The 21,426-nt window shown below is 73.5% G+C and carries 18 protein-coding genes and 1 tRNA gene; 9 read left to right on the top strand and 10 right to left on the bottom strand.

Translation table 11 applies throughout. The annotated features are described in order from the left end of the window. Positions 1-54 precede the first annotated feature (54 nt). Positions 55-825, bottom strand: a complete 771-nt coding sequence (locus ACRWND_RS25510; RefSeq protein WP_431953316.1) for a YcnI family protein — start codon at positions 823-825, stop codon at positions 55-57. A 94-nt stretch (positions 826-919) separates the two neighbouring features. Next, positions 920-1,687: a hypothetical protein gene (locus ACRWND_RS25505; RefSeq protein WP_431953314.1), complete on the bottom strand. Its 768-nt coding sequence runs from the start codon at positions 1,685-1,687 to the stop codon at positions 920-922. A 210-nt stretch (positions 1,688-1,897) separates the two neighbouring features. Here ACRWND_RS25505 and ACRWND_RS25500 point away from each other — a divergent pair, with 210 nt between their 5' ends. After that, the gene (locus ACRWND_RS25500) at positions 1,898-2,344 is read left to right on the top strand and encodes an ATP-binding protein (protein ID WP_431953312.1); all 447 of its coding nucleotides are present in this window, start codon (positions 1,898-1,900) and stop codon (positions 2,342-2,344) included. Positions 2,345-2,478: 134 nt separating this feature from the next. On the opposite strand, the gene ACRWND_RS25495 is transcribed toward ACRWND_RS25500, so the two are convergent. Together ACRWND_RS25495 and ACRWND_RS25490 are read right to left on the bottom strand one after the other, a co-directional pair. After that, positions 2,479-3,891, bottom strand: coding sequence for an aminopeptidase P family protein (locus ACRWND_RS25495; protein ID WP_431953331.1), 1,413 nt, complete (start codon positions 3,889-3,891; stop codon positions 2,479-2,481). Positions 3,892-4,043: 152 nt separating this feature from the next. Beyond that, positions 4,044-5,435: a PP2C family protein-serine/threonine phosphatase gene (locus ACRWND_RS25490; protein WP_431953310.1), complete on the bottom strand. Its 1,392-nt coding sequence runs from the start codon at positions 5,433-5,435 to the stop codon at positions 4,044-4,046. A 588-nt stretch (positions 5,436-6,023) separates the two neighbouring features. On the opposite strand from ACRWND_RS25490, the gene ACRWND_RS25485 reads away from it, so the two are divergent. Continuing rightward, the gene (locus tag ACRWND_RS25485) at positions 6,024-6,677 is read left to right on the top strand and encodes a bifunctional DNA primase/polymerase (protein WP_431953308.1); all 654 of its coding nucleotides are present in this window, start codon (positions 6,024-6,026) and stop codon (positions 6,675-6,677) included. Positions 6,678-6,872: 195 nt separating this feature from the next. Then, positions 6,873-7,424, top strand: a complete 552-nt coding sequence (locus tag ACRWND_RS25480) for a hypothetical protein (RefSeq protein ID WP_431953306.1) — start codon at positions 6,873-6,875, stop codon at positions 7,422-7,424. A 357-nt stretch (positions 7,425-7,781) separates the two neighbouring features. Here ACRWND_RS25480 and ACRWND_RS25475 read toward each other — a convergent pair whose 3' ends face one another. From ACRWND_RS25475 to ACRWND_RS25465, 3 genes are all read right to left on the bottom strand, one after another. Then, a complete protein-coding gene (locus tag ACRWND_RS25475) occupies positions 7,782-8,753 on the bottom strand; it encodes a DUF5926 family protein (protein ID WP_431953304.1) in 972 nt (323 codons plus the stop codon). A 107-nt stretch (positions 8,754-8,860) separates the two neighbouring features. Then, complete coding sequence (locus tag ACRWND_RS25470) at positions 8,861-9,469, bottom strand: ATP-binding protein (protein WP_431953302.1); 609 nt, start codon at positions 9,467-9,469, stop codon at positions 8,861-8,863. Positions 9,470-9,540: 71 nt separating this feature from the next. Further along, complete coding sequence (locus ACRWND_RS25465) at positions 9,541-10,416, bottom strand: glycerophosphodiester phosphodiesterase (RefSeq protein WP_431953300.1); 876 nt, start codon at positions 10,414-10,416, stop codon at positions 9,541-9,543. Between the two features lie 154 nt (positions 10,417-10,570). Here ACRWND_RS25465 and ACRWND_RS25460 point away from each other — a divergent pair, with 154 nt between their 5' ends. Beyond that, positions 10,571-12,151, top strand: a complete 1,581-nt coding sequence (locus ACRWND_RS25460) for a S1C family serine protease (protein ID WP_431953298.1) — start codon at positions 10,571-10,573, stop codon at positions 12,149-12,151. Between the two features lie 58 nt (positions 12,152-12,209). Then, positions 12,210-12,296, top strand: a tRNA-Ser gene (locus tag ACRWND_RS25455). 196 nt (positions 12,297-12,492) lie between these two features. Here the strand turns inward: ACRWND_RS25455 and ACRWND_RS25450 are convergent. Continuing rightward, entirely contained in the window at positions 12,493-13,056 is a 564-nt protein-coding gene (locus ACRWND_RS25450) for a GNAT family N-acetyltransferase (RefSeq protein ID WP_431953296.1), read from the bottom strand. 215 nt (positions 13,057-13,271) lie between these two features. Then, positions 13,272-14,849 (bottom strand): FG-GAP repeat domain-containing protein, encoded by a 1,578-nt coding sequence (locus tag ACRWND_RS25445; RefSeq protein ID WP_431953294.1) that lies wholly within the window; start codon positions 14,847-14,849, stop codon positions 13,272-13,274. 391 nt (positions 14,850-15,240) lie between these two features. Here ACRWND_RS25445 and ACRWND_RS25440 point away from each other — a divergent pair, with 391 nt between their 5' ends. Together ACRWND_RS25440 and pip are read left to right on the top strand one after the other, a co-directional pair. Beyond that, a complete protein-coding gene (locus tag ACRWND_RS25440; RefSeq protein WP_431953292.1) occupies positions 15,241-16,608 on the top strand; it encodes an FtsK/SpoIIIE domain-containing protein in 1,368 nt (455 codons plus the stop codon). A 72-nt stretch (positions 16,609-16,680) separates the two neighbouring features. After that, positions 16,681-17,643 (top strand): prolyl aminopeptidase, encoded by a 963-nt coding sequence (gene pip / locus ACRWND_RS25435; protein ID WP_431953290.1) that lies wholly within the window; start codon positions 16,681-16,683, stop codon positions 17,641-17,643. A gap of 46 nt (positions 17,644-17,689) precedes the next feature. Here pip and ACRWND_RS25430 read toward each other — a convergent pair whose 3' ends face one another. After that, positions 17,690-19,180 (bottom strand): multicopper oxidase family protein, encoded by a 1,491-nt coding sequence (locus ACRWND_RS25430; RefSeq protein ID WP_431953288.1) that lies wholly within the window; start codon positions 19,178-19,180, stop codon positions 17,690-17,692. Positions 19,181-19,560: 380 nt separating this feature from the next. On the opposite strand from ACRWND_RS25430, the gene ACRWND_RS25425 reads away from it, so the two are divergent. Both ACRWND_RS25425 and ACRWND_RS25420 read left to right on the top strand, forming a co-directional pair. Further along, complete coding sequence (locus ACRWND_RS25425) at positions 19,561-19,866, top strand: hypothetical protein (RefSeq protein ID WP_431953286.1); 306 nt, start codon at positions 19,561-19,563, stop codon at positions 19,864-19,866. Between the two features lie 409 nt (positions 19,867-20,275). Beyond that, on the top strand, positions 20,276-21,292 hold the full coding sequence (locus tag ACRWND_RS25420; RefSeq protein WP_431953284.1) for a DUF1906 domain-containing protein: 1,017 nt from the start codon (positions 20,276-20,278) through the stop codon (positions 21,290-21,292). Positions 21,293-21,426: the final 134 nt, after the last annotated feature.

The following is a 21,426-nucleotide window of genomic DNA, read 5'->3' as shown; positions in this document are numbered from 1 at the left end:
GGTGTGGCGCCGGGACGGCCGCGGTGGATGCGCGGCCGCCCCGGCGGTCGTGCGTCAGATGGACGGGGTGCCCGTGCCGCGGCGACGGCCGGCCAGCACGCCGAAGGCGACGCCGAGCACGCCCACGGCGATGCCGACGACGCCCAGCACCCGGGCGGTGGTGTCACCGGAGTCGGCGGAGGCGGACTTCTCGGTGGCGGCGCCGGTCGCCGAGACGGGCTCGGCCTTGGCCCCGTCTCCGGGGTCGCCCGAGGCGTCGTCCGAGGCGGCATCGTCGCCGTGGCCGTCGCCCGCGGCGCCGGCGAGGGTCAGCACGGGCGCCGGCATCTCCGGCTCGTCCTCGCCCTTCTGCTGCTCCTCGATCCAGCGCACGACCTCGTTGTCGTCGTACGTCTGGAGGGTCTTGAAGACCAGTTGGTCGGTGTCCTCGGGCAGGGGGCCCAGGGAGACCGGGAACTGCTGGAACTCACCGGGCTTGATCTTCCCGCCGCTCCAGGTGATCTTCGTGACGGCCTCGGTGATGTCGCCGTGCCCCGACTTCAGCGGGGTCGGGAGCTTGCTCTTGGTGATCTTCACTGTCCAGCCGGGCACCGGCTGGGTGGAGACGGAGGCGATCGGGTGGTCGATCGGCAGATTGACCTCGACCTTGATCGTCGATGCCTTGTCGTCCTCGTTGGGGACCTTGAACGCGATCGTGCTGTAGCCGCCCTTGGCGGCGTCGCCGGGCTGCACGCTGACGTGCGCGAAGGCGGGGGCGGCGGTGGCGAGCACGGCTGCCCCGGCGACGGCGGCGAGGGCTGTGGCGCGGCGCATGAGGGTGTTCATGAGCGAAGACTCCAGGTGACGGAGGAAAGGTGACGGATGGCACGCGTGCGGCGCGCGCGACTCCGCCCTCGCACGTCGGTGGAGCGGGTCGCGTTCAGGCCGCGAGGGCGTGCTCCGGCGGACCGCGCCGGGCCAGGGTGTGCCGCAGCAGCACCGTGCGGGGCACGGGGCAGCCGTCATGGGCGCGCCCCGCGCCGGGGACGGCACGGGGCGAGGCCGGGGCCCCCGCCAGCAGTCGGCGTACGAGTGCCATGGCGTGGCGGAGGGCGCCGCCGGACAGTTCGGCCAGCCCGTGGGCCGAGAGCGCGACGAGCCGCCACAGCGCGGCCTCGCCGCGGCGCAGCAGCCAGCCGGCGGTCACCGCGGCGAGCGCGTGCCCGAGCAGCATGGGCAGGCTGTAGGCCAGCATGGTGCTCTCGGCGGCAGACCCGGGCGCACCCGGCATTCCGCCCATGCCTGGCATTCCGCCCATGCCCGGCATCGCGGCCATGGTTGACGGGTGGTCCGCTCCGGCCGCGGCGTGCGCGTGCGAACCCAGCGCCGCCGCCCGCTCGTCGCAGAGCAACCGCCCGGCGATCCCGGCGATGCCACCACCGCAGATGCCGCCCATGTTGAACAGGACGTGCAGCACGAGTTGGCCGCCCGCGAGGCCGCTCGAGATGGCGGGCATCGAGCGCTCCCGCCCGGCCAGCGGCGCGACGAACGCGAAGACGGCGAGCCAGCCCACCGCCAGCGTCCAGCCGGGCACCCCGTGCCCCGACGCCAGCATGTGCGCCCCCGCGGACAACACGACGCAGACCGCGGTGAACACCGCGGCCCGCAGCAGTCGCAGATCGGCGCCGGCGCGCACGGGGGAAGACATGGCGGCGTCAGTCTCTCATCGCGGGCCCGCCTTGAGAACGGCGGGGCCCGGAACACGCCGGTCTGTGCTATGGAGTCCGGCGCTCTCCTACACCCGCCAACGGAGCGAGGGCATCCGCCGTATGGCTGGCTTCACGTCAACGGCACGCTTACCGACCGCGTTTCGGGGCAATACGTATCGGTATGTCGAGCCGCAGCCAGGAGGCTGAGCATGAGCATCTGGTGGTCCCTCCACTTGCGGCGCGAGGCTGCGAGCGTGCCGCTCGCCCGCCGGCTCCTGCTGGGGACGATGGAGACGGCCGGAGTGGACCCGGACATCTCCTACGATCTGTGCGTCGCCCTCACCGAGGCCTGTGCCAACGCCGTTGAGCACGCCGCCCACGGCGAGTACCGGGTGACGGCCCGCATCGAGGGCGACCGCTGCCGCATCGAGGTGGCGGACTCCGGCCCGGGCTTCGCCCCGGACCTGCGCCGTACGCACCATTCCGTACGCCCGCTGGCGAAGAAGGACCAGCACTCCGAGCACGGGCGCGGGCTCTTCCTGATCGAGGCGCTCGTCGACCACGTGCACTACCACAACCGTCCCGGACACGGGGCGGTCGTCAGCTTCGACAAGATCCTCAAGTGGCGGGACGACTCGCTGCTCAAGGTCTCCTAGCCGGTCCCCCAGCCGGATCCGGGCCGGCCCGGCCCGTGGTTCGCCCGGCCCTCGCGCCGCCCGCACAGCACGAGGGCCGGGGCCCCGCGGATCTGTTCCGCGCGGCCCCGGCCCTCGTGTGCGCATCGGTGGCGTCAGCCCTTGAGGGCGGCCATCCAGCTCTCGACCTCGTCGGAGCGGCGCGGCAGGCCGGCGCTGAGGTTCCGGTTGCCGTCCTCGGTGACGAGGATGTCGTCCTCGATGCGGACGCCGATGCCCCGGTACTCCTCCGGGACCGTCAGGTCGTCGGCCTGGAAGTACAGGCCCGGCTCGACGGTGAGGACCATGCCCGGCTCCAGGGCGCCGTTGACATAGGTCTCGGTGCGGGCGGCGGCGCAGTCGTGGACGTCCAGGCCCAGCATGTGACCGGTGCCGTGCAGGGTCCAGCGGCGCTGGAGGCTCAGCTCGATGACGCGCTCGACCGGGCCCTCCAGCAGGCCCCATTCGACGAGCTTCTCGGCGAGCACGCGCTGGGCGGCGTCGTGGAAGTCGCGGTAGGCCGCGCCGGGGCGGACGGCGGCGATGCCGGCCTCCTGGGCCTCGTACACCGCGTCGTAGACCTTGCGCTGGATGTCGCTGTACGTGCCGTTGATCGGCAGCGTGCGGGTGACGTCGGCGGTGTAGAGGCTGTGGGTCTCCACGCCGGCGTCGAGCAGCAGCAGGTCGCCGGAGCGGACCGGGCCGTCGTTGCGTACCCAGTGCAGGGTGCAGGCGTGAGGTCCGGCCGCGCAGATCGAGCCGTAGCCGACGTCGTTGCCCTCGACGCGGGCGCGCAGGAAGAACGTGCCCTCGATGTAGCGCTCGGAGGTCGCCTCGGCCTTGTCCAGGACCTGGACGACGTCCTCGAAGCCCCGGGCGGTGGAGTCGCAGGCCTTCTGCAGCTCGCCGATCTCCCACTCGTCCTTGACCAGCCGCAGCTCGGACAGGAACTCCTTCAGTTCGGCGTCGCGCTCGGCGGTGACCTTGTCGGTCAGCGCGGCCTCGATGCCGGCGTCGTAGCCGCGGACGACCCGGACCGGGCCGGTGGCCTCGCGCAGCACGTCGGCGGCCTTGCGGACGTCGGCGCACGGCAGGCCCAGCAGGGCCTCTGCCTCGGCCAGGCTGTGGCGGCGCCCGGTCCACAGCTCGCCCTGGCCGTGCAGCCAGAACTCGCCGTTCTCCCGGGAGGAGCGGGGGAGCAGGTAGGCGGTGGCGTCGTGTGATCCGTCGCCGTTGGGCTCCAGGACCAGGACGGCGTCCTGTGTCTGGTCGCCGGTGAGGTGCACGTACTCGGTGGCGGCACGGAAGGGGTACTCCGTGTCGTTGGCGCGGGTGCGCAGGTTGCCGGCCGGGATCACCAGCCGCTCGCCGGGGAAGCGCGCCGACAGCGCCGCGCGCCGCTTGGCGGCGTAGGGGGCCTGCTCGACCGGCTGCAGGTCGCGCAGCTCGGTGTCGGCCCATCCCGACTTCATCACGTCGGCGAGCTCGTCGGAGACGGCCGGGTAGAGGCCGTTCTTCCGCTGCTTGATGGGCTTGTCGCCTCCCGGGGTCTGGTCCCCGGTCTGACGGCTGGGTGTTGCCCCCGGGTCGCGGTCCTCGGCCACGTCGTGCCTCCCTCGAAGTAGACGAACCCCATCGTAAGCGGGTGCGAGGGCCGACCGGCCGCGGGCCCGGGCGGCGCTCAGTCGAAGCGGGCGGCGAGCAGGACGACGTCCTCGGTCGGGTGCGGTTCCCTGCGGTCGTCGGGCCGCAGGGCGTGCAGGACGTGCTCCACCAGCTGCGCCGGGTCGTCCCGGACGGGAGCCGGGGCGGACGCCGCGGCGGCGTGCAGGCGGGCGAAGGCCCGGTCGACGGGATCGCCGGTGCGGTGCAGCAGGCCGTCGGTGTAGAGCAGCAGGGTCTCCCCGGGCAGCGCCCGCAGCTCGACGCTGGGCGCCTCCCAGCAGCTGAGCATGCCCAGCGGCGCGGACAGCGAGGTCTCCACGTACTCGACCCGGCGCTCGCCGACGACCAGTGGGGGGCAGTGCCCCGCCCCGGCGACCGCGATCTTCCGGGAGGCCGGCTCGGCGTAGGCGAACAGCGCCGTCGCCGACCGGGCGGGTTCGGTCAGCCGCAGCAGCAGCTCCAGGTCGGACAGGACCGCGACCGGGTCCTCGCCCTCCATCACCGCGTACGCCCGCAGCGAGGTCCGCAGCCGTCCCATCGCGGCGACCGCGCTCGTGCCCCCGCCGCTCACCCCGCCGACGGACAGCCCCAGCGCCCCCTCGGGCAGCGGGAGGGCGTCGTACCAGTCGCCCCCGCCCCCGGCGGCCGGCAGGTGCCGTACGGCCAGCCGGACCCCGGGGACCCGCGGCAGCCGGGCCGGCAGCAGCTCGTCGCGGAGCGCGGCGACGGTGGTGCGGCCGCGGTCCAGTTCCAGCAGCAGGGCGAGGTGCTCGGCGGCGTGGCGGCAGTACAGGCCGGCCAGGTGGCGCTGGCGCTCGGCGGGTTCGGCCGGGCCGTCGTAGAACCAGAGGGCGGAACCCAGCCGGCCGGCTGCGCCGGCGGACAGGCGGAGGGCGTAGCTGGCGCCGAAGCCGAGCCTGAGGGAGACCTCGCGGTGGCGCGGGCCGATCCCGGGCTCGCGGCACAGGTCGGTGTGGATCTCCTCCGCCGGCGCCTCCTCGGGCGCCGCGGGCAGGGGGACGGTCTCCAGCACGCCGAGCTCGGCCGGACCGAGGCCGAGCCCGACGACGGTGGCCGGGCCCAGCCCGTCGCCGGGCGCAAGGGCGGCCACACCGCGCCGCGCGCCGACCAAGGCGCCGCCGGCGCACAGCACTTCGCGCAGCGCGTCCTTCAGGGTCGCGGTCCCGGCCAGCCGCTCGGTGAGCTCGTGCAGGGCCGTCAGATCGGAGATCCAGGAGGTCAGCTGGTCCTGGTCGGCGGTGAGTCGGACGCCCGGGACGGGCGTTCCGGGATGCGCTCCCGGTTCACCCGGAGGGGAGAGCCGGCCGAGGAGGGGGGAGGAAGTGTGCGCCGGTGCCGGAACGGGTGAGTCGATTCCGGCCACTTTCGGGAGGTGCGCGGCGCTCATGGCCGCCGGCTTCCGCGGCCGTCGCCGTGCCGCGGCGACGGCTCCGCAGAGCAGCGCATATCAGGCAATAGCATCGCAAACCCCCAAGCTCATGCTGCGCCGCTGTCAAGGGATTCCCTTCTACCGCCTACCGGTGGGTGTGTCCAGGATCGCCCAGGTAGCGGGGCTGGTGTCGGCGCGGTCGAGGCGGCGCGGGACTATGGCCGAAAAAAGGCACCCCGTGCGAGAATTGGTAGTCGACTGAGGGGGTTCGACAGCGCGTCATACCCGTCGCAGTGGGTACGTACGGGATGGGAGTCGGCGGCCTCAGGAACCCGGCGCCCCTGTCAGGGCGTCATGAACGGAAGACGGCCCACCCACCCCCCACGGCGGGGTCGTTGCACGGTCGGCGGGACCGCACACAGCAGCACGCAAGCACACGCAGCAGTTCCCAGCACTCCGCAGGACGCACAAGCGCCAGTGTGCGCCACCTCCCGCCATGTTCCACGCTCGGCTCGAGACGTGATGCGCTGCCTCGTGAACGGTGTGTTCCAGACGACGTTGTGTCATGGGTGATTCCCGAGCACCAGCGGAAAGGAACGAGCGCAGATGCGCGAGATCCTCGGAAAGCGACGCAAGAGCAGTCCCGAGCTGCTGCGTGCAGCGCTCACCTGCGCCGAACGGTGGCACTGGCCCGTGGTCCCCGGAGCCGGTACGGACGCGCGCGGCGGATGCGCCTGCGCGCGGCCCGACTGCCCGGTGCCCGGCGCGCATCCGCACGATCCGGGCCTCCTCGCGGCGACCCGCGATCCGCGCATGGTCCGCTGGTGGTGGACGCGGCGGCCGGACCAGCCCCTGCTGCTCGCCACGGGCGGGCGCGTCTCGGCGGTGAGCCTGCCCGCTGTCGCGGGGGCGCGGGCGCTGGGCGTCTTCGACAAGCTGGGGGTGCGCACCGGCCCGGTCGTGGCCACCGCCACGCGCCTCGCGCTCCTGGTGGAGCCTTACTCCCTCGAGGAACTGGGGGAGTTGCTCGACCGCCACGAATGGGTGCCGACCTCGCTGCGGTACCACGGCCAGGGCGGCTTTCTCGTCCTGCCGCCCTCGCCGGGCGGCACCGGCGGCGCCGCGCCGGCGCGCTGGGTCCGGCGGCCGGTGGCGGACCCGGGGGGCGGAGCGCCGTGGCTGCCCAGCGTGCGGGTGATCGTCGACACCCTGGTGCAGGCGGGGCGTACGGCGCCGGACGGCAGCAGGCTCTCGTACTGACCGGGGGCCGTGCCCGAGGGTCCGCCGCGGGTTCGCTGCGGGCCCGCGGCAGGGTCCGGGGCAAGGTCCGGGGCAGGTCTGTGACGGCTGGCGTCCCCACCGGCCGTCACTCGTTCGGGTAGGAGCGGGGGCCGCTGACCGGCGAACGGGCAACGAGCCCCCCATCATGTCCGTTTCTCCCGCTATGTTCTGCGCATGATGCGTGCGCCGAACCTGCGGATGGCCGCCCTCGCCACGGTCGTGGCGGTCGCCGCCGTGCTGCCCCTGACCGGCGCCATCGCCGGACCCGCCGCCGGTCCCAAGCTGCCCGCCGTGTCCGAGGACGTGATGGCGGCGGTCACCGACGACAAGTCCTCCTTCGACGGGGCCGGCGCGTCCAGCGTCTTCGACAGCCTGCCGAAGCTGACGTCCCCCGCACGGCAGACCGCGTCCTGCGGTCCCCAACTCACCTCTCCCGAGGGCCTGCAGGCGCAGACCTGCACCATCGGAGAGGACGGCGACACCTGGGCGCGCACGTACTACAGCAACACCACGGGGCGGCCCCTGGACGGCGTTCTGACCCTCATGCGGCCCGACGGCCGGACGGTGCAGGCGGCCTGCGCCGTCACCGCGGACGAGGTGAGCGGTAGCTGCGAGACGCCGCGCGAGCCGACGGTGGCCGGGGCGACGGAGCCGTACACGGCGGTGGCGGAGATCGCCGAGCGGGGAGGCGAACGCCCGCTGCTGCGCAGCGGATCCGCGCACTGACCCGGACATGGAAACGTCCGGTCGCTGGCGACGGGGGATGCACCAGCAACCGGACTGTTTAAACGGTAACAAGACTTCGCCCGTACGCAAATCCGGGGTACGGCTCCCGGGCCGCTTCCCGCCCGGACCGGCGGCGGTTGTGACCAGGATCACCCAGGGCGCCCATGAGCGCGGCCGCCGGCGCGGGAGGGCGGTTCAGAGGCCGCGCGGATAGGCGGGCCGGCGTCGCGGGTCGACGGCTCTCGCCCGGCGGCGGTGTCGTCGGTCGCCGCAGCTCCGCTGCGTCTCCCTTCTCCGCCTTGCCAAACTCGGCCCTCGACCCGCTCCTTTCTCCACCCCGCCTGTCCGCGCGACCTCTCAGCTCAGCGTGATCTGCCGGTTGGTGAAGCCGCTGCGCGCCCGCCGCTCCTCCGCCGTCAACGGGGTCGTCCGCTCCAGCGCCTCGGCCAGCCGCTCGGCGAAGGCCGCCGCCGGCTTCTCGACCTCGTCCGCCGTCACGCCCGACGGCAGGTCCCACACCGGGACGACCAGCCCGTGCGCCCGGAACGAGCCCACCAGCCGCGTGTTGTCGCCCAGCGACGAGGCGCCGGCCGCGTGCAGCCGCGCCAGCGCGTCCAGCAACTGCTCCTCGGGGTGCGGCATCACCCAGCGCAGGTGGTTCTTCTCCGGGGTCTCGCACCAGTACGCCGCCTCCACACCGGTCAGCCGCACGGTCGGGATCACGGCCGCGTTCGCCCGCTCCAGGGACGCGGCGACCTCACCCGTGACGGACTCCGCGTTCTCCAGCCAGAACTCGAAGCCGGTGTGCACCACCGGGCCGAACGGGGCGTCCAGGTCGAGCAGATCCTGCAGCCGCGGACCGTCGGCCGCCGGGCGCTGCCCGCCCACCGGGTTGCCCTGCTCCGCGTTCAGCGCGCGGAGCAGGGTGTCGGCCAGGTCACGGCTGATGTCCCCGGAAGCGGTGTCGTTCTGCAGGCCCAGCAGCACCGCGCCGGTGTCCCGGCGCAGCCCCGGCCAGGCCATCGGGAGCACGGTCGCCAGCGTGACGGAGGGCACACCGTCCGGCAGCGGGTCCTTGAGCGTCAACTCGGCCGTGGCGGCGGGCACCAGCTCGCGCAGGGCCACCCAGTCGCACTCGCCCGGCAGGCCCTCGAACGGCCGCCGCACCAGCTCCGTCACCGCGTGCGCCGCCTCGCGGCCGTGGCACGCCTTGTACCGCCGTCCCGAGCCGCACGGGCAGGGTTCCCTGGCCCCGACGGCGGGGATCTCCCCGTCGGCGATCTGCGGGCTTGCGGGGGCCTTCGTCTTCGTCGGACGCTTCTTCGCCATGGCTCGATCTCTCCCGTAACGGCGGTGTTCCGGCCGTGAGCCTAGCGCCACGCCGGACGCCCTCAGCGGAGGTCGTGCCCGGGGAGGCCGGGCAACCGCCCCGGGAGCTACCCGAGGTCGTCGAAGGCGTCCGCGAAGTCGAGCGGGATGTCGAGCTGGGGCGCGAGGCCGTCGCGCCGGGCGCGCCGGCTGCGCGCCGCGAGCATCGCCCACACCGTGACCTCGCCGGGGGCGTCACGCACACCCCAGCGCAGCGACAGATTCCGTACGATGCCGAGCCCGCGGCCGCCGCGGGCGGTCAGCGAGGGACTGGACGGGAGCGGGCGGGTGGGCCCGCCGCCGTCGGTGACCTCCACCGTCAGCAGACCGTCCTCGTCGAGCCGCCAGGCGGCCCTGATGCCGCTGCCGCCCGGGGACGGCGCGTCCTCGCCCAGCGGCCGGGCGTGCCGGCAGGAGTTGCTGAGCAGCTCCGACAGGATGAGCACCGCGTCGTCGACGACCGGCTCCGCGACCGCGTTCGCGAACAGTTCCTTGCGCAGCCTGCGCCGCGCCTCGGCCACGCCCGCCGGACCATGAGGCAGGGCCATGGTCGAGGACGTCGGCACCTCCTGGGCCACCACCAACGCCACCCCCGAGACCTCCTTCACCCCACGCCACGGGATGGATGCCCTCTCGTTCTGCGCCGGAAACCGGCCAACTGCGGTCTCTTGGGGCACACACAACGATCGAACAGGTTCCGAACGCGCCGGTGCACAACGCCCGTGGCGTTCGGCGGCTCGAACGCCCCTCAGCCGCGCCCGAGTTGGGCCAGCACCTGCCGCGGGCGATTGGTGATGACGGCGTCGACGCCCAGCCGCACGCAGAGTTCGACGTCCTCGGGCTCGTTCACCGTCCACACGTGGACCCGGTGCCCCGCCTCGTGCAGCCGCTCCACGTACCCCGGGTTGGCGCGCAGGATGCGCAGGGCGGGGCCGGCGATCCGCACCCCGGACGGCAACCGGCCGTCACGGTGGCGGGGCAGCACGTACTGCATCAGGAAGACCGTCGGCAGGTCGCGCGAGGCCATCCGGATCCGGCGCAGCGACCGCGACGAGAAGCTCATGACGCGCACCCGGGACGGCTCTCCCGGCTCCGGCCACAGCATCCCGAACCGGTCCAGCAACTCCACCAGCCGCTCCTCGACCTGGCCCGCCCAGCGCGTGGGGTGCTTGGTCTCGATCGCCAGCTCCACGTGGCGGCCGGTGTCCGCGACCAGCTCCAGCAGCCGCTCCAGGGTCAGGACGCGGCTGAACTCGTCCGGGTCGCCGCCGAAGCGGTCGGGCGCCTCGGCGTCCGCGTCGAGGAGGGACCGCATCTCCGCGGACGGGCGCCGCATCGTCCCCGCGGCCCGCCCGCCGCCGGCCTCCGCCTTCCAGCTGCCGAAGTCGAGGGTCCTGAGGTCGGCCAGCTCCAGTGCGGAGACCGCCCCCCGGCCGTTGGAGGTCCGGTTCACCCGGCGGTCGTGCACGCAGACCAGCGTGCCGTCGGCGGTGAGGCGTACGTCGCACTCCAGGGCGTCCGCGCCGTCCTCGATGGCCTTCCGGTAGGCGGCCAGCGTGTGCTCCGGGGCGTCCTCGGAGGCTCCCCGGTGGGCCACGACCTGGATCGCGGGAAGATCGGTCACCGGGCTATCGTGCCATCCGGCGGGCCGGGACCGGCCGCTGTTTACGGCGGTCTGACACCCGGTGGGAAAAGCTGTGTCCACCACGACGGTCGTCGTACGCACCGTAGCCGCAGTCGTACGCACGGCACACCACGCATATCCGAGGAGAACAGCCGTGAGCACCGAGAACGAGGTCGGCCCGGTCCCGGCGGCGCTGCCGACGCAGCCGCCCGCTGACACGGGGTCCACCGCTCCCGCTGCGCCTCCCGCGCCCTCCGCCGCCCCGCCCGCCGCTCCCCCGGCCCAGGCGCAGGCCCCGTCACCGGGCCCGGCCGCCCCCGCGGCCGCGGAGGCTCCCGCGGGCCCCGGCGCACCGGCGCCTGCCGCGCCGGCATCCGCACCGGCCGCGCCCGCCGAGGCCGTGCCGCCTTCGGCAGGTCACCCCGCCGAGTCCCCCGCCGAGTCCCCCGCTTACCCGGCCGCCCCCGCGGCGCCGCCCGCCGAGGTACACACGACGCCGCTGCCGCCGGTCGCGCCGCCGCCCACTCAGCCGTACGGCGGCCCCGCCGGGCCGTCCGGCCCCATGGGCCCCTCCGGTCCCGCGGGTCCCGTGTGGGGCACGCCCGTGCCGGCCGCCCCCGCGCCCAAGAAGCGCGGCAACGGCGTCCTGGTCGCGGCCGTCCTGGCCGCCGCGCTCGTCGCGGGCGGCGTCGGCGGCGGGGTCGGCTTCTGGGCGGCCGACCGCAACGACGGCTCCTCCTCGACCACCGTCTCCGCGGTGGGCAACCCCAAGGACCTCAGCCGCGCCGCCGACTCCGTCGCGGGCATCGCCAGGCAGGCCCTCCCCAGCGTCGTCACGATCGAGGCCACCGGCCGCCAGGAGAGCGGCACCGGCACCGGCTTCGTCTACGACAAGGAAGGCCACATCCTCACCAACAACCACGTCGTCGCACCCGCCGCCGACGGCGGCAGCCTCACCGCCACGTTCTCCGACGGCAAGAAGTACGAGGCCGAGGTCGTCGGCCGCGCCCAGGGCTACGACGTCGCCGTCATCAAGCTCAAGGGCGTCAACCCCGACAAGCTCACCCCGCTCGCCCTCGGCGACTCCGACAAGGTGGCCGTCGGCGACTCCACCATCGCCATCGGAGCCCCCTTCGGGCTCTCCGGCACCGTCACCACCGGCATCGTCAGCGCCCTGCACCGTCCCATCGCCTCCAGCGACGGCCAGGGTTCCAACGCCTCCTACATGAGCGCCATACAGACCGACGCCTCGATCAACCCCGGCAACTCCGGCGGCCCCCTGCTCAACTCCGAGGGCGCGGTGATCGGCATCAACTCCGCCATCCAGTCGACGGGCGGCAACGACGGCGCCACCCAGGCCGGCAGTGTGGGACTGGGCTTCGCCATCCCCATCGACCAGGCCCGCCGCGTCGCCGAGACGCTGATCAAGACCGGCGAGCCCGTCTACGCCGTCATCGGCGTCCAGGTCGACTCCAGCTTCAGCGGCGAGGGCGCCAAGATCGCCACCGGCCCGGACGCCGTCACCCAGGGCGGCCCCGCCGACCAGGCGGGCCTGCGCTCCGGCGACGTCATCACCAAATTCGACGACACCGTCGTCGACTCCAGCCCGACCCTCATCGGCGAGATCTGGCAGCACCAGCCCGGCGAGAAGGTCAGCCTCACGTACACCCGTGGCGGACAGACCCACACCGCCACCATCACCCTCGGCGAACGCAGGGGCGACAGCACCAGCTGAGCCGACCCGTTAGGCTGTCCCCGCGCCGCCCGGCCACCGGACCGGACCCGCGGCGCGGGGAGAGTTGCCCGAGCGGCCTAAGGGAACGGTCTTGAAAACCGTCGTGGCAGCGATGTCACCGTGGGTTCAAATCCCACACTCTCCGCAGTAGGCCTGCGAAGGCGCTGGACAGAAGGGGTGCCCCAAGACACGGGGGCACCCCTTCTTCGTGCGCGGTGGCGTGCGGCCCCCGCGGTTATCCCGCGTTGCGATCGGGCACGGATGGGGCACGCTCGGGTCGCTCGCACAACCCGAGGCCTTCCCGCCCGGTCTGGGGCGGTTCAGCGAGCCACGGCTTCGCCTCAACTGCTCGGGAGATCCTGGGGAGTGAGCGAGAAGAGGACGAGGTCGGTCCGGCCGGTGTGCGTGAAGCCGGCGTTGCGCATGACCCCTTCGCGGTGCAGACCGGCGCGCGTTGCCACTTTTTGAGAGGCGATGTTCCCGGTCGCGGCCTTGAGCTCCATGCGTGCGAAGCCCTGGTCGCCCAGCAGCCAGCGCCCGAGGGCGCGAGTCGCCGCGGTCGCGACCCCGGATCCCCTGGCCCAGGGCGCTGTCCAGTAGCCCACCTCGCTGACCAGTGCGCGCCAATCCGTCTGCTTCAGGCCGACTGTGCCGAGGAGACGCGGATTCCGCGCTCCAATGACCGCGAAGTGGATGCCGTCACCGGACTCCCGCAGAGCGTGGGCGACATGCGTGCACCAGGAAGTGGCGTCGTCGAGCGTGTACGGGTTCGGCAAAGGAAGCCAGCGCTGGGTCAGTTCGTCCGCACAGGCCGCCTGGGTGGCTTCGACGTCCTCGTGGGTGAACGGACGGAGCAGGAGCTCGCCCGCGCGAAGGGACACAGGGGGGAAGGTGCGATCAGTCATCCGGCGCAACGTACCGCGTCGGCGGGCGGGCAGTGCCGCTTCCTGCGCGAAGGTCCTGCGTGGCGCACAGTCGCGCGCGACCCGGCACAGTGTGCGGGGCACATCCTGCGTCATCGGCCGTCGAGGCTGGCAGCCCGCTGCGTGCTGCGCAGGCTGTGGAAGGCGGGCGACCCTCCGCCCGATATGGGCGGAGGGTCGCGCGGCGCGTGAGCGCGTCAGTTGATCTGGGAGAAGACCTGGTAGCCGGTGGAGGCGTACCAGCGGGGACTGGCAAGCGTGCCCTGGACGGCGTTGAGAACGGCGGCGCCGCCGGCCGGGGTGGTGCCGAAGAGGTCCTGGCGGCCGTCGTGGTCGATGTCGCCGGAGGCGACGATGCGCTTGTATCCGGAGTATCCCGTACCCATCTTCACGCGGCCGGCGTAGCTGCCCTTGCCGTTGCCCTTGAAGAGCCAGAGGACACCGGCGTTGTCGCGGGCGACGAAGTCGGCGAGCCCGTCGCCGGACAGGTCGCCGCGGCCGGTGATCAGGTTGTAGCCCTTGAGGCCGACGCCGATGTGGACGCGGGGCCGGAGGCCGCCCGTGCCCGTGCCGCGGTAGAGCCACAGGTCGCCTGCACCGTCCCGGGCGAGGAGGTCCGGAAGGCCGTCACCGGAGAAGTCGGGGGTGACGAACATGGCGTTGTAGCCGCCGAAGCCGTTGGCCAACCAGGAGTGCGGCCGACTGTCGAGCTCCTCGAACGACGGGCCGGAGTAGCGGTAGAGGGCGCCGCCGGGCGTACGGGCGAGCAGGTCGGGCTGGCCGTCGCCGGTGATGTCGCCCGCCTGGGTGAGCCAGTTGTACTGCACGTGGAAGAACGTCGTGGCCGCGTGGTTCTTGGCGCACCCGGTGAGGTGGTTGCCGGTATCGATGCTGCAGAAGGAGACCAGGCCGCCGCCCGTCATCGGCTGCACGGTGGTCACGGAGCCCATGCTCCACTGGTTCGCGTAGCTGTCGTGTCCCCAGGCTACGGTCGTCGCGCGGTACGCCGTTACGTTGGTGTAGAGGCGCACTCCGCTCGCGTCCACACACCCGTTGGACGAGGTCGCCGAGATGGCGATCAGTTTGCCTGCCGACATCAGTGCACCGCCCGCGTCACCGAGGCACTGTTCCGCGCGGTTCGGCGTGGGCGTGTTCTTGGCGGGCAGGGTGCAGAGCGAACCGGCCGGGGGCGTCCGGCCCAGCAGCTTGGTGCAGGTGGCGGTCGACAGGATCGCCACCTGCTCGGTGTGCGCCTTGCGCTGTGCCGTCTCCTTGTCGGGCGCGGCCCATGAGTAGAACGTTGCAGTGGCGCCCGGCGAGTAGAGCGCGGCGTCGGCGGTGGTCGCCAGCACAGGACGGCCGCTGCCCGTCGTGTAGCTCACCGGGGGATTGCTCGCGACCGTCACGGCGAGGGCGGCCTGCCGCGTCGTGGCGTTGTACCGCGGGTGGGCCTGGTAGGCCAGGCTGTCCGTGCCCCAGTCCTGGGTGCCTCCGTGGTAGAAGGTCGGCCAGTCGTTCGCGGAACGGCCTGTGAAGCAGTCCGGTGTCGTCACCTCGCGGATCTTCGACAGCTCGATCGCCGAGCACGCCCGGGAGGCACCCGTCGCATGGTTCTCGGTCTGGAAACCCACCAGCCACGAAGGGAAGGACGGCTGTGCGGCGGCCGACTGGACCCCGACTCCCCCCGTGATCCCCGCGGCCAGCAGCACGACCGCGGAGGCGGCCACCACTCCCGAACGCCGGCACCAGGCCAGCGCCCGCACACGTATCCCCACGTCATGCCCTCCCCTGTGCGGCCGGACGCTGTGCCGGCCTGAAACCTGGACCGCTGCCTGAAGACCGCGGCCGAGGCGAATCTCTTATCACAGCAACATGAAGCACTGGTTCTGCCGATCCCCGACATCTCCCGCCCGAGCGCCCGGCGACGTGAAGCCCTGCGGGCGGGGAACGTGTCACGGAAGCCGGACTGACTCACTGCCACCGCAGGCCGTCCGCGGGAACGAGCGCGGCTCCACGGGAACCCCGGTGTCGGTGACCGGGGGGCGGGGGTGGGGCTGGGAGAATGCGCGTAACGGTCAAACCGGGCATGGGGTCTGCTCGCGCGACGCCGCGGGCGGGCACTGCGCCGGTGCCGGCCGCCGTCCCGAACGGCAAGGGCTGATCACCATGACGGGTGCCGCGCTCCTGGGTCTGCTGCTGGCCACGGCCGGCGGTCTGGCCTATGCCCGTGAACGGTTCCCGGTCGTGTTCTGGCTGCTGTTCGGGCTCCCGCTGACCTGGGTGCGGTTCCTGTCGAGTTACGGCTCCACCATGGCGGCCTGCGGACTGGTCGCACCGCCCTCGCGGGCCCGGGTGCTGGCGGGGTGGGTGGTGGGGCGGCGCGGGGCGCGGCCGGTGCCGCCGCGGATCCGCCGGGTGGGCGGCTCGCTGACCGGGCTGCGGGTGCGGCTGAGGCTGCCCGGCGGGCTCGAGCCGGCTGACGTGACCGCCGCGGCCAATCGTCTGCGCCACGCGTGGGGTGTGCACGCGGTGCATGTGGCCGAGCTCGGCCCCGGGGTGGTGGAGCTGCGCATGACCGGTTACGACGTGCTCCGCGACGTGCGGATGCCCCGCCGCCTGCCGTCCGGGCCGATGGTGGTGCCGGTGGCGCTGCGGGACGACGGGACCGCCTTTGTACGCGACTACCGGGAGATCCCGCACGCCCTCACCCTTGGCGCGAACCAGTCGGGCAAGTCGACGTACCAGCGCAACCTGATCATGAACCTGGCCCGGTTGCCGGTGGCCCTGGTGGGGATCGACTGCAAGGGCGGGGTGGAGCAGATCCCGTACGCGCCCAGGCTGTCGGCCCTGGCGACCGACCGGCAGCAGGCGGCGGAGCTGCTGGACGCGCTGGTCGGTGAGATGGAGCACCGGTTCGCGCTGCTCCGGGAGTACCAGCGCTCGACGCCGGCCAGCCCGGAGGAGGAGGTGGCCTCCGACATCTGGGGGCTGCCCGCGTATGTGCGGCCGGTGCCCGTCGTGGTGCTCGTCGACGAGGTCGCCGAACTCTTCCTCTGCCAGACCAAGAAGGACGAGGAACGCCGGGACCGCATGGTGGCGAACCTGATCCGGCTGGCCCAGCGGGCCCGCGCGGTCGGCATCTACCTGGAGATCTGCGGGCAGCGGTTCGGGGTCGAGCTCGGCAAGGGCGCCGCCACGCTCCGGTCCCAGCTCTCCGGGCGCGTCGTGCACCGCGTCAACCGGCAGACCGCCGAGGTGGGCCTGGGCGACATCTCGAGCGAGGCGACGGCGGCCGCGACCGCCATCGCCCGGGACCGGGTGGGCGTCGCCGTGGCGGGTGACGCCTCCGGCGGCTGGTCCCACATCCGCACACCGTTGGTGTCGATCGCCGAGACCGCGGCCGTCTGCCGGGCCCATGCCCACCTCGTGCCCGAGCTGCCGGCTCTGGACCGCCACCGGCCCTCCCGCCGGGGCGAGGAGGACGGGCCGGCGGAGCCAGGGCCCTTCCCCCGGCCCCGCTCGGGCCCCGAGTGACGGCGGCGCCCCGGCCCGGCGGGTGACCGGCTAGCCTCACGGGGTCGTGGCCGGTGTGGAGGAGGGACCGTGATGGCAGGAACGGCATTTCCGTCGATCGAGCCGTACGCGTCGGGGCTGCTCGACGTCGGTGACGGGCAGCGCGTCTACTGGGAGACCAGCGGGAACCCCGAGGGCAAGCCGGTCCTGTGCGTGCACGGCGGCCCGGGCGCCGGGGGGAAGCGGGGGAGCAGGAAGACCTTCGATCCCGAGGTGTACCGGATCATCCTCTTCGACCAGCGCGGGTGCGGGCAGAGTCTGCCGCACGCCTCGGACCCGGCGGTGCCGCTCGAGCACAACACCACCGAGCACCTGATCGCCGACATGGAGCGGCTGCGCGAACACCTCGGTGTGGAGCGGTGGATGCTGTTCGGCGGCTCGTGGGGTTCGACGCTGATCCTGGCGTACGCGCAGCGGTACCCGGAGCGGGTCTCGGAGATCGTGATCGTCGGGGTCACCACGACCCGCCGGGAGGAGATCGACTGGCTGTACCACGGCGTGGCCCGGCTGGTGCCGGGGCCGTGGGAGGCGTTCCGGGACGGGGTGCCGCCCGGGGAGCGCGGCGGGAACCTCCCGGCCGCGTACGACCGGCTGCTGAACAGCCCGGACGCGGCGGTGCGGGGCAAGGCCGTCCGCGACTGGGCGACCTGGGAGGACGCCGTCATCGCCCATGAGACCAACGGCAGGCCGGGGGCTTACAGCGATCGGCCGGACGACGACCTGGTCGCCTTCGTGCGCATCTGCGCCCACTACTTCGCCAACGGCGCGTGGCTGGAGGAGGGGCAGCTGCTGCGGGACGCGCACCGGCTCGCCGGGATCCCGGGGGTGCTGATCCACGGTCGGCTGGACCTGGGCAGTCCGCTGACCACCGCCTGGGAGCTGGCGAAGGCGTGGCCGGACGCGGAGCTCCATGTGATCGACGACTCCGGCCACACGGGGAGCTCCGCCATGAGCGACGCGGTCCTGGCGGCGGCCCGGCGCTTCGGCACGCGCTGACCGGCCTGCCGGGGCCCCGCCGGCCGTTCCCGGGGCCCCGGCGGGCTCACTTGCCGCCGGGACGGGGCGGGACGATGTCGAGGACGGCCATCATGCCCATGTCCTCGTGGTTGAGGATGTGGCAGTGCAGGACCGTCCGGCCGGTGAAGTCCGCGAAGGGGACGCGGATGACGACGTTGCCGCGGGCAGGCACGTTGACCGTGTCGAACCAGCGGTGGTCCGGGTCGTGGGCCTTCCCGTTGGTGCTCATCAGCTGGAACTGGTTGGTGTGGACGTGGAACGAGTGCTCCTCGTCGCTGTCGTTGCGGACCGTCCACTCCTCGACGGTGCCGAGGACGGAGGTGAAGTCCACCCGGTCCGGCCGGTACGTGCGGCCGTTGACGTAGAACTCGTCGCCCGCCGCGTTCTCGGTGAACACCACCGTCTTGCGGTCCGCGATCGCGGCGTGCGCCAGATCCTCGTTGGGCGCGAAGTCCGTCGGGAGCCGTGCCGGCGCCACGGGGGCGCCGGCGGTCACGACGGTGGCGAGGTCGGTGCGGGGGAATCGGTTGCCCGCCGTGCCGGTGTCGTAGGCGAGGGTCTCCAGCACGGTGGCACCGGGCCGGCTGCCGGCCCGCACCAGGACGTCGAAGCGGGCGCCCGCGGCGATGACCAGGGTGTCCGCCGCGTAGACCCGCCGGACGGGGTAGCCGTCCTGGGCGATCACGTGGAAGCGGTTGCCCTTCAGGTGCAGCCGGTAGTAGATGTTGGCGCCGATGTTGGCCAGCCGCCACAGCTGGGTCTCACCGGGCCGCAGGGAGATCACCGGGTTCTGCTGGCCGTTGACCGTGCGGTTGGTGCGCGTCCCGATCTTCAGTTTGTGGGTCCTGATCGCGTTCCCGTGGATCTGGAAGTCCTTGAGCGCGACGACGTGTTCGGTGATCCCGCGCAGTGCCGGGGGCAGGTACCGCCGCAGGCCGTCCACCACGATGACGCCCGACTCGCCGCCCGCGACCTGTGCGGCGGACATCATGTCGGCGTGCGAGTGGTACCAGTAGGTGCCGGGTGTGACGGTGCGCGGCAGCCGGTAGCTGTAGTGGTGGCTCCTGCCGTACCTGATGGCGATGAAGATGTCGTCGGCGGGACTGCGCGGGGACACGTGGAGCCCGTGCACATGGACGTTGGTGTCCTCGCGCACCCGGTTGGTCAGGGTGAGGTCGACGCGGTCGCCGGGCCGGACGCGCAGCGTCGGCGGCATGTACATCCCGTTGTAGGTCAGGGCGTACAGCCGGTGGTCGCCGACCCGCACCTTGCGGCGCTCGACGACGATGGCGGCCCTGAGGACGCCGTCGCGGCTGACCAGTTCCGGGGGGTCCTGCAGCCGCGGGGCGGGTGCCGACGGGGACGCCTGCCGCTCGCGAGGGGCGGCCGGGTCCGTCGCGTGGGGGTGCCCGGAGGGGCTCTGCCCCGCACAGCCGGCGAGCCAGGCCGTGGCCAGGAGCAGTACGGCGAGCAGCCGCGTCAGCGGGAATCGGGTACGGGACCAGGACCGGTTCACGTCTCTCCCCGTGGGTGAGTGGTGCGTCCGGGGCGCGGGCGTCCCGGCGCGGCGCGACGGGCGATGGGGTCCGTCAAGCGGGAGCGTAGGAAGCGGACGGCCACCTTCCGGTGCGCCACGCGCCGCTGAGGTGCGGCATCCGCTCGAACGGCAGGACAGCGGCCACCCACCCCGGCGGCGGGCGGTGCGCGGCCAGGCCGCGTCGGACGGGGAGTTCGGAGGTTTGTCGACAGATCGTCACGCTTGCGAGGGAAAGGGCTCTCCGCCCGGCTTGTCCGCCGTGGTGCTGGGCAACTCTGGTTGCGGCGACGTCGCAGAGCCGGCGGAGCGGTCGGCTGACCGCACCGCACACCTGGTATCCACTCCTCGGAGGGAAACACATGGCAAGCATCCGTACCGCCCGAGTCCTGGCCGCCCTGGCCGCACTGCCGCTGGCGGCGGCGCTGTTCGCCGGCACGGCGGTGGCAGACAACGGCGCTGCGGCAGGTGGCACCTCCAACGCGACCGTGGTGAGCAGCAGCGGTGGCAACGTGGGCCGAGACAACTCCGGCACGGTGACGACCACACAGCAGGCGGCGACCGGGGCGGGGGCCTCCAACCAGAACAGCACGGCCAGCGTCGTCGGTTCGGCCTTCACGACCGTCAACCAGCCCTCGCTCGCCATCGACTTCGGACCCATGTGGTGAGCCGGGCGGTCCGCCGCCGGGGCGGGCCGGAGGGCTGAGGGACGCAAGGGTCGACTGCGCGACGGCAACCTCACTGCCGTCGCGCAGTCATGTCCGGAGTCTGTCCACAGGCTGTGGACAATGCTGTCGCGTGCGGCCCCGGTCCCACCGCCCCCCGCGGCCCCCGGGCGGCGCCGGCACGTCGAGGGGCCGACCCTGCCGCCCGCAGGGCCCCTTCGTCATGCTGGCGGGCCGCGCCGCCGCCCCCACGGTGGATGTGGAGGACCGGCCACCGGGCCCGCTCGGCCGCGGGCGTCGGGCGGCGGGCCATGTGCCGGACAGCCCGTCCGCGGCCGGGCGCTGCTGCGTACGGCTGACACCGGGGCGTGGCTCCCCCGTCCGGGGGCAGCGGCCCGCGTTCACTCGACGCATGCGCGAACACAAGCCGATCATCCGATCCGGGGCGATCGTGGCGATGGCGCTGGCCTGCCTCCTGGCCGGGCCCACCGCGGCCGAGGCCGTCGTCCCGCGTCCGGCGACGCCGCCTACCGGGGACGTCTCGGCGACGGCTTCCGCGCCGACCCAAGCCCGCACCCACCGGCCGGCCCGGGCGCCCGGCGACGGCGGCGACGACGGCCCGTTCGGCTTCGCCGACACCGGCCTCCTCGACGGCCTCGACCTGCCCTACGGCCTCGGCGGCCCCGAGCGCGCCCCCGCGAGCGGCCCGGTCCGCGTCTACCGGGGCTACGGCTTCGACACCTGCCGCACACCTCCGCTGTCCACGATGCGCGCCTGGCTGCGCTCCAAGTACCGGGCCATCGGCGTCTACTACGGCGGCCGCGCCCGCGCCTGCAGCACCCAGCGCCACCTCGATCGCGACTGGGTGCGCTCGGTGCACCGGATGGGCTGGCGCATCCTGCCGATCTACGTGGGCTCGCAATCCCCCTGCGTACGCGGCAGGCACCTGCGCAACCACCGGATGAGCACCGACGACCCCTGGGGCCAGGGCGCGAGCGAGGGCTGGGACGCGGTGCGCAGGGCCGCCGCCCTCGGGTTCGAGCCGGGCAGCGCGCTCTACCTCGACATGGAGGCGTACAACGTCAGGAACTCCCGCTGCGCCGACCAGACGCTCGACTTCATCCGGGCCTGGGACCGGGAGGTCGAGGACGCCGGCTACCTGCCGGGCCTCTACAGCAGTTCGGAGTCCGGCATCCGGCACGTCGAGCGGGCCCGCCGCGCGGGCTACGACGACCTGCCGCGCGCCGTCTGGTTCGCCCGCTGGCAGGGCAAGCCCGCGGTGCGCGGCGAACCGGTCCTCGCGCGTGACGCCTGGCAGCCGCACGGCCGCGTCCACCAGTACTCGGGCAGCGTGCGCGAGAAGCACGGCGGCCGGCGGCTGGCGATCGACCGCAACCGGCTGGACGGTCCGGTGGCCGTCGTCGAATGACGCCGCGCTGAGGCGGCCGGGCGCGGCGCGGCGGGTCCGCCCGCGCACGCGGCGAGCGGCCCCGCCCCTGCGGGAGACCCGTAGGGGCGCCGGGCCCGGCCTCAGCCCTCCGGAGGTGGGGCGGGCCCCCGTCC

The sequence above is a fragment of the Actinacidiphila sp. bgisy167 genome, from assembly GCF_965342175.1.
Lineage (GTDB): Bacteria > Actinomycetota > Actinomycetes > Streptomycetales > Streptomycetaceae > Actinacidiphila.
Note: the sequence above shows the minus strand (reverse complement) of the source record. Positions and strands in the feature narration are given on the sequence as shown.

Coding starts and splice junctions, on each gene's coding strand:
- ACRWND_RS25510 (WP_431953316.1), bottom strand. CDS start 825: ATGAACACCCTCATGCGCCGCGCCACAGCCCTCGCCGCCGTCGCCGGG.
- ACRWND_RS25505 (WP_431953314.1), bottom strand. CDS start 1,687: ATGTCTTCCCCCGTGCGCGCCGGCGCCGATCTGCGACTGCTGCGGGCC.
- ACRWND_RS25500 (WP_431953312.1), top strand. CDS start 1,898: ATGAGCATCTGGTGGTCCCTCCACTTGCGGCGCGAGGCTGCGAGCGTG.
- ACRWND_RS25490 (WP_431953310.1), bottom strand. CDS start 5,435: ATGAGCGCCGCGCACCTCCCGAAAGTGGCCGGAATCGACTCACCCGTT.
- ACRWND_RS25485 (WP_431953308.1), top strand. CDS start 6,024: ATGCGCGAGATCCTCGGAAAGCGACGCAAGAGCAGTCCCGAGCTGCTG.
- ACRWND_RS25480 (WP_431953306.1), top strand. CDS start 6,873: ATGATGCGTGCGCCGAACCTGCGGATGGCCGCCCTCGCCACGGTCGTG.
- ACRWND_RS25475 (WP_431953304.1), bottom strand. CDS start 8,753: ATGGCGAAGAAGCGTCCGACGAAGACGAAGGCCCCCGCAAGCCCGCAG.
- ACRWND_RS25450 (WP_431953296.1), bottom strand. CDS start 13,056: ATGACTGATCGCACCTTCCCCCCTGTGTCCCTTCGCGCGGGCGAGCTC.
- ACRWND_RS25440 (WP_431953292.1), top strand. CDS start 15,241: ATGACGGGTGCCGCGCTCCTGGGTCTGCTGCTGGCCACGGCCGGCGGT.
- pip (WP_431953290.1), top strand. CDS start 16,681: ATGGCAGGAACGGCATTTCCGTCGATCGAGCCGTACGCGTCGGGGCTG.
- ACRWND_RS25425 (WP_431953286.1), top strand. CDS start 19,561: ATGGCAAGCATCCGTACCGCCCGAGTCCTGGCCGCCCTGGCCGCACTG.
- ACRWND_RS25420 (WP_431953284.1), top strand. CDS start 20,276: ATGCGCGAACACAAGCCGATCATCCGATCCGGGGCGATCGTGGCGATG.